The organism is Candidatus Berkiella cookevillensis (assembly GCF_001431315.2).
In the GTDB taxonomy this organism is placed as follows: domain Bacteria; phylum Pseudomonadota; class Gammaproteobacteria; order Berkiellales; family Berkiellaceae; genus Berkiella_A; species Berkiella_A cookevillensis.
Genome location: NZ_LKHV02000001.1, coordinates 1,834,525 through 1,846,549 on the forward strand (window position 1 = coordinate 1,834,525; position 12,025 = coordinate 1,846,549).

The following is a 12,025-nucleotide window of genomic DNA, read 5'->3' on the forward strand; positions in this document are numbered from 1 at the left end:
TGCTCAAATATCCACTCTGTTAAAATGCCAAACTTATTTATATAAAAAGATATTTTTCTGTTATGAAAGAACTCAATCTTAATGAAACAAAAGAAGTGACGGGAGCATCACTAGAAAGCGTTAATACATTCATACAAGTTTTAGAACTTGCAAAAGCACTTAACAGTAAAGATTATATGGCTATAATCAATGAGAATTTTCCTGATTTTATAGAATATTTTATTGAACATAAAGATTCAATTGCACAAAAATTGCATATACAGCTATAAAACAGGATGATCAAAGACAGTCTTTTATATGGTTTCAGATAACTTTTCTGCCTGAGTATCACTCAGAATATTAAAATCATCTTTAATGATTTCAATATTCTGATTCAGTACCAAAGCACTGTCTTCAGAGGCACCTTTGAGCCACTTATTTAGGAAGCGCTCCACACAACCGTACCAAAATATACGGTTATTTGCGTTATTTAATTGATGTCCTTCTTGATTGAACAAAACACCACTGACAGGAATATCTTGATGACTTAATTTTTCAATAAATTTTACAGTCTCTGTATATCTGACAATCACATCTCTTTTGCCATGTCCCATTAAGAGTGGTTTTTTAATTTTATGGTAGTGCTTTAACGGTGAGATTTCTTGCAATTGCTTTTTACCTTCATCAGAAGCAACATCACAGTTAAAGATTTTGTTTATCAGTGCATGATTGTTTTTCCACTCTGGTGGAAGTTGTGCTATCAATGCATTTAAATCCACAGGTCCCATCAAATCAACTGCACAACGATAAAAATCAGGGTATTTTATCAAGCTCATCATTGCTGCATAACCGCCAAAGCTGGTACCCATAATGGCAATTTTAGCAGGATCAACAGACTGCAATGCCAAAAAATATTCAACAGATTGCTTTATATCTTCAAGAATCTTGCCTCCCCACTCCCCATTCCCTGCTTCAAGATGCGCCTTTCCAAAACCAATTGATCCTCTGAAATTCAAGCTAAGTACATGATAGCCACGGTTGCTTAAAAATTGATGAACAGGCTGCCAGCCCCAAAAGTCTCTTGAGTGAGGGCCACCATGAATCAAAGCAACCAGTGGTGCTTGAGATTGGGTTGATGACTGCGTAGATGCTTTTGTAAACAAAGCATGTAAATCTAAGCCATCTTTTGCTTTCAACCATATCGTTTCTGTATTGCTTCGATAATGCTTAATATTTTCTTGGAATAAGGGTACTAATTGTTGTGTAGCAAGATCGTAATGACTATATTGAATAGGTTTTGTATCACTGTGATGCGCAATGATCCAATGCTGATTATCCATACTTTGTGAAACAATATGAAAGTGATTATTCTTAAACTTTGTCAACAACAATAAATGCTGCTCAATATCTGACTTTAAACCAAACCATTTGATATAACTATGTTCGCTGTGACAAGCAATCACCGCATGCGTATTGGGGTGCCAGATAAATTTAATGATATCTGCTTTCTCATCTTGTGCTAAAACACTTAATTGTGATGTTTGCAAGTGATAAGCAAATAATTGAGCACAATGGCTTGATTGACTAGAAACAAAATACAAAGATTTTGCACTTAAACGAGGCTTGAGCTCATTAAAACGATGCATCAACATCATGTCATGCTGATTAAATTGATAAATACTTTTCCATTGATGCGCAACGGTTGAATGGCTCAGATCGACAATTTCCCCACCATCTTGATTGATGCGGATACCAAAGCGAACATCACCTTTTGTATCAATGATGTAATCACTAAATTCAGCATCGTAGTAAAATAGCTCAAATTGATTTGTCGTTGCATCTGCTATATATAACTTATAGTTTTTACTATTTTTATCTGTTAAACAAACAATGGCTTTTGCGCTATTGGGTATTGCCTCTACCCATTTTATAAATGCACCTTTACAAAGAGAAGTTTTCTTATTTTCTAATAGGCTATAGCAAATAAGCTCTGTTCCATATTGTTCTGAAGACTTTAGATACAAAATATGCTGATTCGTATGTATCCACCAATAATCAGAAAAATACCCTTCCTCACATAGTGTAAGACATTCTTCTTCATTATTAAGCTTTTGGATGCGTAATTGCTTTTTATCATGAGTACTATAAATTGAGCTGATCCATTCTGCTTGAGGACTCAGTTTTACTAAAGAATAATCTGGGTCTTTAAAAATGGTCGCTTTTGGTATTAACGGAAACATAGCATCTCACTTAAAATTTTATTACGTCGCTTGATAACTCGACACTTGACATTCAGGCGCCCAAATTCTGAGCATTGCATTACCTTGCTTTTGTAATTCATACTCTACGCCACGAATTTCAACACCGTAAGAAAGGCTTTGCAACATAGCAACCACTTCACCCACATAAGGCGACAGTTGGCCTTTTGTCGTAACCAATGGAAATATTCTTACTTCGTTGGCAACACGCACTAACTCTTCAATAGAAGCCACATGATAGGAAAGCGATAGTTGCTCACTAAAGGTAAATAAATAGTGACATACCAATGCCAAGCCAAACTGCCCATCTCTAAATGATAAGGTGGGCAAACTATCATAACAATAACGACCTTCAGATAATCCAATCTCAAAATCACTAAAGAAACTTTCCGTACCACTCTCTATCAAATTCAAATATTCTTGCGCTTTTTCAGGCAAGATTGAAAATTTTTCTGTTCCTTCTTTAAAGGTGGTTTTTAGCTCTTCACTTGCATGATTTACCAATTTTTTTAATTCATCAACGGGTAGTTGATAAAGGGGATCGCAAGCAGTCACAAGCTTCTTCTCTTTGTACATATCGGACGTAAAACTTGAGGCGCCTGCGCGGCAATCAAGAATACGCATATTTAATTCATGCTCAGTTAAACCAAACATTTTAATGTACTCTGACAGTCCAAATCCAAGTGCCGTAACGCCAGCGATCCCTTTATCCATTGTAATGCCCTTTTAGTTTAGTTTTTCACGCATTGTTTTTGCTGCATTCACCATTTGAATCAATGCCTCTTTGGTTTCTTCCCAATTTCGTGTTTTCAAACCACAATCAGGATTCACCCAAAGCCGTTGTGCAGGTATAACTTTTGCAGCTTTTTCTAGCAATAATGTCATTTCTTGCTGGCTTGGCACACGAGGTGAGTGTATATCATAAACACCAGGTCCTATTTCATTTGGATATTTGAATGCTTGAAATGCCTCCAAGAGTTCCATTTGTGAACGTGAAGTTTCAATGGTGATAACATCTGCATCTAAGGCTGCAATTGACTCAATCACATCATTAAATTCTGAATAACACATATGTGTATGAATTTGAGTGCTGTCTTTCACGCCACAAGTTGCAAGCTTGAATACATTCACCGCCCATTCTAAATACATTGGCCAATCACTTTGTTTAAGAGGCAAGCCTTCTCTAAATGCCGGCTCATCCAATTGAATGATCTGAATACCATTTTGTTCTAGTTCAACAATTTCATCTCTTAAGGCAAGTGCTATTTGCATTGCAGTATCTTTTCTGGGCTGATCATCACGCACGAAAGACCAACATAGCATGGTCACAGGACCCGTCAACATACCTTTCATTGGTTTTTTCGTCAGAGATTGAGCATATTTGCTCCATTCAATGGTCATTGCTTTGCTGCGCTGAACGTCTCCATAAATAACGGGTGGCTTAACACATCGCGAACCATAGCTTTGCACCCATCCATTTTGAGTAAAAGCATAGCCATCTAAGAGTTCGCCAAAATATTCAACCATATCATTACGCTCTGCTTCACCATGCACAAGCACATCTAAATCAACTTCTTCTTGCCACTTTACTGCATTTTTAATTTCAGCCTGTATGGCTTGCGTGTATGCCTGTTCTGTCAAACGACCTTCTCGCTTCTCTTTTCTCAAATTACGAATATCTGTGGTTTGAGGGAAAGAACCAATGGTTGTCGTTGGAAATAAGGGTAAATTTAAAGCACTTGCCTGAACCTTAGCGCGTGTTTGATAAGTGCTCTTACGAGACAGCATTGCTGCATTCACTTTAGCCATTTTTTCTTTAACTGCATCACGATGAATCTTTTTAGATTGCTGTCTTGTCAGTTTTGCATTATCACTTTCTTCAAAACAAACTTGAACACTTGAGGGTCCTTGATTAATCGCTTTTGCTAAAATAACAATTTCATCTAATTTTTGCACAGAGAATGCCATCCATGATTTTAAATCATGCGGAATTTTTGATTCTTGTTGCAAATCAACTGGACAATGTAATAAAGAGCAAGAAGTAGAGATCCATAAACGATCTTGTATTCTGTCTTTAATTTGGCTGAGTGTTTCATATGTTTTAGATAAATCAGCACGCCAAATATTTCGACCACTTACCACACCGGCTGATAATATTTTATAATTTGGCAAATTGTCTAAAACAGAGATCAGCTGGTTTGCACCGTTTACCAAATCAACATGAATACCATCAACAGGTAATTGACATACAAGACGTGTATTTTGTCCTAGAGTATCAAAATACGTTGCTAATAATACTTTTAGTTTAGGCTGTTTTAAGCGTGTATAGGTTGCCTCAAAAGCATCTTTCCATTCTTGCGGTAACTCTAAACTTAAAATAGGCTCATCTATTTGAAGCCATTCAATATTTAAGGCTTGTAATTTGTTGAGTATTTGTCCATAAGCAGTAATTAAATTATCTAGCAACGACAACTTATTAACTTTTTCATCTCTTGATTTAGATAACCATAGAAAAGTTAAAGGCCCTACAATCACAGGCTTGACATTATGACCTTGTTGTTGCGCTTCTTCTATTTCATCAAACAATTTACTAGAAGCAATTTTAAAATTCTGTTCTGCATTAAGCTCAGGAACAATATAGTGGTAATTTGTATCAAACCATTTGGTCATTTCTAGTGCTGGCACATCTTTGCCAGTGGGTGCACGCCCTCGCCCCATTCTAAAATAAGTATCGATATCAACATTTTCATCTGCTTGTAACGCACCAAAACGTTCTGGTACAACACCTAACATTGCCGCCATATCCAAGATATGATCATAGAAAGAAAAGTCGCCCACTGTAACAAAATCTAATCCAGCTTGCTTTTGCAAACGCCAGCTTTCTGCCCTTAATTCCTTAGCTTTTGCAAATAAAGCCGCTTTATCAATTTTCCCCGCCCAATAAGCTTCAACGGTCTTTTTCAACTCGCGATCTTTACCAATTCGAGGGAATCCTAAAATATGGGCATATGTTACCATTTTGCAATCTCCATCTTATTTTTATAGAGCTTTTCCAGCTCATACCAACATGCCTTTGTATTTATTATTACACACGCGTTTTTTATAACTAAGTGCAAAAACTCAAGCTATCGAGTCAACCTAAAGAATCTTTAATAGCTTGCCAGGTATTTTGGCACTAAATAGTTTGTATACTCAACAATGAATCATAGTCATTAAACTTTGAATATTCGTCTCTAGCCTATTTTAAACAGTCTATTAACTTAAGCCCACCCTAAAGAGATAAAAGGCATGAGAGCCAATTAATACATAATACGCATCTTAACCTCTTATATTTGCCATTGACTCAAAGACGCATATACACGAAGACTATTTAAAAAAAAACTAAATAAATCAAAATATTATATAAAATATCCTTAAAAACTGCCTCTTTATCTTTAATATGGCTGTCCTAATAGATCTGTCCTAATAGATCTTCCGATAAATCTTTGGGCTTCATAAGATAATATTTATAAAAATCAATATATTAAGAAAATACTTATCTATGGGTGTCCTAATAATTGGGTTGTTTTTACCGTAGGTCGGCAAAAATAAGTTAAATATCTCAAAATTATTGACTTTTTTTATGTTTTTTTTCAGTTAACTATTGAACTTTCAAGTTTAGCCGGTATAATTACCCAATTTAGAAGGCTAACGATAATTGTGGTTGATTAAACGTTGGCTTAGTTTTTTTGATGTTGAATAACTTATGGTAGGTAAAGACAATGGCACGACGTAATGATAAACGCGAAAGACTAGTCGACGCAGCTGATCAACTTTTTCATCAGCAAGGTGTTAGCACTACGACTTTAGCTAATATAGCAACTTTAGCAGACGTTCCTCTCGGTAACGTTTATTACTATTTTAAATCTAAAGATTCTATTACTCTGGCCGTTATTGATCGCCGTAAAAGAAAATTAAACAATTTATTCACTGAATGGAACACGCGTGAAGATGTTAAGAGTCGCTTACAAGGACTCATTGAGTATGTTGCTAGCCTTGCAGAAGAATCTGCTCAATTTGGCGATTCATTAGGCAGCCTTTGCCAAGAACTTGGCAAACAAGGTGGCGCTATCTCTGCTGCCGCTGCAGGTTTAATGAATGAAATGATTCACTGGTGCGAAAAGCAATTTAAATCACTTGGCAAATCTGAAGATGATTCTGCAAAGCTTGCTTTGAACTTAGTTTCAAGCTTGCAAGGAATCAGTTTGATTACTTTAGCATTTAAGGATCCTGACTTTGTAAATCGCCAAGGCCAATTCTTAACACAATGGGTACAAATGATATAATCCATTGAGAGATCTCTGATCTTGCCTTCTCTTTATTCTCAAAGAGAAGGCATTTTTCTTATTCCCAGCTTCTACCCAGCTTTTCCACAAGTTATACCCAGGTTCTCCACTTGCATTCACAGTGATTACGCACTATCTTGTATGTAGGTGCTCGATTAGATCTATATGTTGGGGTTCAAAAGGTATTCCCCCAAATTGAAATTCCACTTTGTATTAATAAGTTGACCTTCTTATATTGCGGTCAAGGTGCACTTTTGTCTCTAAAATATCGTTCTCTACTCTTTCGGAGGAATAAAGCACATGACAGATATGATCACTGAAACCACTCAGTCTGTAAAAGATCCAAATGTCATTATGTACCCAGCAGATACCAAGTCGATTAAACCCGGCCAGCTCTATGTCATGCGCCGTGATAATCGTACTCTGGTTCCCTTTGATCATGACAAAATTACCATTGCTATTACCAAAGCTTATTTAGCAGTAGAAGGTGGCAACGCAGCAGCATCGCGACGCGTTCATGAACTTGCTGGAGATTTAACGCAACAAGTGGCCAAAGCAGTTCAACGCTACTTAAATACAGATGGCTTTATTCGTGTTGAAGAAATACAAGATCAAGTTGAATTAGCATTGATGCGTAATGGCTTACACAAAGTAGCCAGAACCTATATTCTTTATCGGGAAGAGCGTAGACAAGCAAGAGAATCAAAATATAAAGAGCAAGATGGCCGCACAGATGTTATTCAAGTCACTCTGGAAGATGGACGTACGCGTGCACTTGACGAAGAAAATTTACAAAAAGTAGTTGAACAAGCCTGTGCAGATTTAGCCGAAGTGGATGCAAATGCCATCATTGAGGAAACAAAACGCAATCTTTTTAATGGCATTAAAATAGGCGATTTGCACAAAGCCTTAATCATGAGTGCCCGCACAAAGATTGAGCTCGAACCTAATTATTCTTTTGTTGCAGCAAGATTATTGTTAAATGACTTGCATTATGAAGCGCTTAAATTCCTCGCGCTACCCATGACGCACACAGATAAAGAGAAAGTAGCACTCTATCCTCAAGTATTTCAAAAATATATTGAAACAGGTATTGAGCACGAGCTTCTCAGCGAAGAATTAAGAACCTTTGATTTAGATATGCTGGGTCAAGCACTCAAGATTGAGCGTGATCGCCAATTTACCTATTTGGGCTTACAAACACTCTACGATCGTTATTTTATTCATCACCGTGGTACACGTTTTGAATTACCACAGATTTTCTTAATGCGTGTCTCTATGGGACTTGCGATTAAAGAAAAAGATAAAAACCAACGTGCCATTGAGTTTTATGATCTCTTGTCTTCTTTTGATTATATGAGTTCAACACCAACACTCTTTAATTCTGCAACACCCAGACCTCAATTATCCAGCTGCTATCTCACGCATATACCAGATGATTTAGCGGGTATTTACAATGCAATTAAAGATAATGCGCTACTTTCTAAATTTGCAGGTGGCTTAGGAAACGACTGGACAGCCGTACGCGCAATGGGTGCACACATTAAAGGCACTAATGGTAAATCACAAGGTGTTGTACCTTTCTTAAAAGTAGCAAATGACACTGCGGTTGCCGTAAACCAAGGTGGAAAACGTAAAGGCGCTGTCTGTGCTTACTTAGAAACATGGCACTTAGACATCGAAGAGTTTATTGATTTAAGAAAAAATACAGGTGATGATAGACGTCGTACCCATGACATGAACACTGCAAACTGGGTGCCTGATCTTTTCATGAAACGCGTCATAGAAAACAAAGAGTGGACACTGTTCTCTCCAAATGATGCGCCTGATTTACATGATTTATATGGCTTTGCATTCGAAGAAGCCTATAAAGCCTATGAAGCCAAAGCTGAACGCAATGAAATCAAAAATTTCAAGAAAGTTTCTGCCCTTAATTTATGGCGTAAAATGTTAAGCTTGATTTTTGAAACAGGTCACCCATGGATTACATTTAAAGATCCTTGCAACTTACGTTCGCCACAGCAGCATGCAGGTGTTGTGCATAGCTCAAATCTTTGCACTGAAATTACCTTGAATACTTCCGTGGATGAAATCGCGGTATGTAACCTAGGTAGTGTTAACTTAGCACAGCATGTGACAGAAAGTGGAATTGATACGAAAAAGCTGGAAAAAACCATCAAAACAGCAATTCGTATGCTGGATAACGTGATTGATATTAATTACTACTCTGTTATTCAGGCGAGACGTTCTAACTTGCGCCACCGTCCTATTGGTTTAGGTATCATGGGCTTCCAAGATGCGCTCTATAAACTAAACATTCCTTATGCCTCTGAAGCGGCTGTTGAATTTGCAGATAAAACAATGGAATTGGTTAGTTATTATGCAATCAGTGCTTCAACAGACTTGGCAGAAGAACGTGGTGTTTATTCTTCTTTTGAAGGTTCTTTGTGGAGCAAAGGCATATTACCAATTGATTCTATTGCCAACTTAAAGGTTTATCGTGGTGAATATTTAGATCTCAATACAGATAAAACCTTGAATTGGGATAAATTAAGAGAACGCGTTCAAACCGTTGGTATGCGTAACTCTAATGTAATGGCAATCGCTCCCACTGCAACGATTTCTAATATTTGCGGTGTGACACAGTCCATTGAGCCAACCTATCAAAACCTATATGTAAAATCTAACCTGTCAGGTGAATTTACGGTAGTAAACCCTTACTTGGTAAAAGATTTGAAACAGCTAAATATTTGGGATGAAGTTCTTGTTAACGATTTAAAATACTTTAATGGTAGTGTGCAAAAAATTGATAGAATACCTGATTCTATCAAGCAAAAATATGCTACCTCATTTGAAATTGATGCAAAATGGTTGATTGAGGCTGGCGCGAGAAGGCAAAAATGGATCGATCAAAGTCAATCTCTCAATATTTATATCGACAAGCCCTCTGGTAAGAAGATTGATGATATTTATAAACTGGCATGGATAAGAGGCTTAAAAACCACTTACTACTGTCGCTCACTCGGTGCATCGGATGCAGAAAAATCAACCATTACACGAAGTACTTTAAATGCTGTACAGATGACCGATGCGATTGAACAACCTAAGATGTGTTCGATTGATGATCCTGAATGTGAAGCATGTCAATAAGGAAACAATAGCTATGACATCAACAACACAAGAATTTGATCTAAACAAAAATCAATCCACAGCCGTCGAAGGTGGTGTTACTGGATTAGAAGATTTAGAAATGGGTGCTGCACGGATCCGCGTTGATGATAAAAAAATCATCAACTGCCGTGCAGATTTGAATCAGCTCGTCCCTTTCAAATACGATTGGGCTTGGGATAAGTACTTAACAGCCTGCGCAAATCACTGGATGCCGACTGAAATCAACATGGCAGCAGACGTAGCGCTATGGCGATCTCAAGATGGTTTATCTCCTGATGAACGTATGATTGTTGAACGTAATTTAGGCTTCTTCTCAACAGCAGATTCGTTAGTGGCAAACAACTTAGTATTAGCAGTGTACCGCCATATCACAAATCCAGAGTGCAGACAGTATTTATTACGTCAAGCCTTTGAAGAAGCCTTGCATACCCATGCTTATCAATACGTTATTGAAAGCTTAGATATGGACGAATCACGTATCTTCAATATGTATAGAGAATTACCTGCAGTTGCTAAAAAAGCAGCGTGGGCACTTCCATATACACAAAGCTTGGGTGATCCATTGTTTAAAACAGGAACACCGGAAGATAACCAACGACTATTGCGTGATTTGATTGCATTTTATGTTGTATTTGAAGGCATATTCTTCTACGTGGGCTTCACACAAGTGCTCACTTTAGGAAGGCGCAATAAAATGGTTGGAACCGCAGAACAATTCCAATACATTTTACGCGATGAATCCATGCATCTGAATTTTGGTATTGACGTCATTAATCAAATCAAAATTGAAAATCCTGATATATGGACAGAAAATTTCAAACGCGAAATCATTGCGATTATTCGTGAAGGTGTAGACTTAGAATATCAATATGCGGTTGATACAATGCCTAGAGGTATTTTAGGACTCAATGCAAATATGTTTAGGGAATACATTGAGTTTATTGCCAATAGACGTTGTGCACAAATTGGTATAGCAGAACAGTATCCGGGCGCAACCAATCCTTTCCCTTGGATGAGTGAAATGATGGATTTGAAGAAGGAGAAAAATTTCTTTGAAACTCGCGTTACCGAGTATCAGACAGGCGGGACTCTCAGCTGGGATGATTAACATCCCTTTTTTGCCCAGGCTATGCCTGGGCTTTTTTTATCTCAGTACTGCGTCCTCCTCACATACTTTATGCTACATAGTCTTTACGCCTAAATATCCATATTCAATAATACGTGTATATTCTCAATAATAATTAGTTTTGACTTTAAGATTTCATTTCACCAAATAGCTAAAAAAGCCTAGAAGGTTCACGCCTTCATATAAAATAAGCTAATCTTTAACTAACTCTACTCGTATTTTTGTATGAATATGAAAGGTGTATATCCAATTAATCATGTTTGCAATCGAGCGATTGCAGAAATCATTGAGATCCAGAAGCCACTCAATGCATTACATGGGTTGCATTTGCTTTTTTATGGCCGTTATTACAATGACCATACGGGTTACCTGTTTTATACCAACAAACCCTTTTTTTCTATTAGAACAAGCCTTAAAGTCCCCTTTCCTGGAACCTATATGAAAGAAAATATACATCCATGGAAAGAGCTACATGCTGACAGTTTTATAAGAATTGCCGAAGATTTTAACATCTTTGATGCCATCAACTTTGTACAACAAACAGAAAATGGTCAAGAAGTTTTTACTTATGCTTTTTCACGAAGGGACAATCCTGGTGTGGCATTTTATTTAACAAATTTAGAATTAATAAAGAAATTTAATGATTTCTTTAAAATACGAGCTGCCTCATTGATTGAGGAGGCAGATAGAAACAAAATCACGATTCCAGATCATCTTATAGGAAAAGAAAAAAATCGACAGCCTACCTATCAAGACGAAGTGAAATTCTTACTCACAAATTTCAGCATTCCAGATGATTTGAATCAAGAAAATAATCTGCTACATACACTCACCGAGAAAGAATTTATCTGTCTTTGCTATTATTTAACAGGAAAGACTGCTGCAGAAATAGCAAAGATACTGAATATTTCTTCTAAAACAGTTGCAGCACACTTGTATAACCTAAGAACCAAATTAAGCTGCAAGAATCGTAGTGAGCTTTTTGAAAAAGCTTGGCTCTATGGGCTTATTTCCTCTGATATTATTCACAAATAATTTGTTTGCCAGATAACTATTTATTATGACATTCCTTATTAATAAAATTCCTGATTCGCGCGAAGCAACTTTGTAAATTTAAGAATTTGTCGTTACGAGCAAAAGACGCAGGAACAGGCGCTCATATTAAT

8 protein-coding genes are annotated in these 12,025 nt (G+C 37.0%); 5 read left to right on the forward strand and 3 right to left on the reverse strand.

Going from position 1 to position 12,025, the window contains the following annotated elements; translation table 11 throughout:
* The first annotated feature begins 62 nt into the window (after window positions 1–62).
* The gene (locus tag CC99x_RS08005) at window positions 63–269 is read left to right on the forward strand and encodes a hypothetical protein (protein ID WP_057623845.1); all 207 of its coding nucleotides are present in this window, start codon (window positions 63–65) and stop codon (window positions 267–269) included.
* 24 nt (window positions 270–293) lie between these two features.
* Here CC99x_RS08005 and CC99x_RS08010 read toward each other — a convergent pair whose 3' ends face one another.
* From CC99x_RS08010 to metE, 3 genes are read right to left on the reverse strand one after another with little or no spacing between them, the layout of a single operon-like run.
* Window positions 294–2,219 carry an alpha/beta hydrolase family protein gene (locus tag CC99x_RS08010; RefSeq protein ID WP_057623847.1) on the reverse strand — a complete coding sequence of 642 codons (1,926 nt, stop codon included), beginning with the start codon at window positions 2,217–2,219 and terminating at the stop codon, window positions 294–296.
* 21 nt (window positions 2,220–2,240) lie between these two features.
* Complete coding sequence (locus CC99x_RS08015) at window positions 2,241–2,951, reverse strand: hypothetical protein (protein WP_057623848.1); 711 nt, start codon at window positions 2,949–2,951, stop codon at window positions 2,241–2,243.
* 12 nt (window positions 2,952–2,963) lie between these two features.
* Entirely contained in the window at window positions 2,964–5,255 is a 2,292-nt protein-coding gene (gene metE / locus CC99x_RS08020; protein WP_057623850.1) for a 5-methyltetrahydropteroyltriglutamate--homocysteine S-methyltransferase, read from the reverse strand.
* A gap of 743 nt (window positions 5,256–5,998) precedes the next feature.
* On the opposite strand from metE, the gene CC99x_RS08025 reads away from it, so the two are divergent.
* The 4 genes from CC99x_RS08025 (at window position 5,999) to CC99x_RS08040 (ending at window position 11,894) form a co-directional block, all read left to right on the forward strand.
* Window positions 5,999–6,562: a TetR/AcrR family transcriptional regulator gene (locus CC99x_RS08025; protein WP_057623852.1), complete on the forward strand. Its 564-nt coding sequence runs from the start codon at window positions 5,999–6,001 to the stop codon at window positions 6,560–6,562.
* Window positions 6,563–6,874: 312 nt separating this feature from the next.
* Window positions 6,875–9,712 carry a ribonucleoside-diphosphate reductase subunit alpha gene (locus CC99x_RS08030; RefSeq protein WP_445971461.1) on the forward strand — a complete coding sequence of 946 codons (2,838 nt, stop codon included), beginning with the start codon at window positions 6,875–6,877 and terminating at the stop codon, window positions 9,710–9,712.
* A 13-nt stretch (window positions 9,713–9,725) separates the two neighbouring features.
* Entirely contained in the window at window positions 9,726–10,841 is a 1,116-nt protein-coding gene (locus tag CC99x_RS08035; protein WP_057623854.1) for a ribonucleotide-diphosphate reductase subunit beta, read from the forward strand.
* 243 nt (window positions 10,842–11,084) lie between these two features.
* Window positions 11,085–11,894: a LuxR C-terminal-related transcriptional regulator gene (locus tag CC99x_RS08040; RefSeq protein WP_057623857.1), complete on the forward strand. Its 810-nt coding sequence runs from the start codon at window positions 11,085–11,087 to the stop codon at window positions 11,892–11,894.
* Window positions 11,895–12,025: the final 131 nt, after the last annotated feature.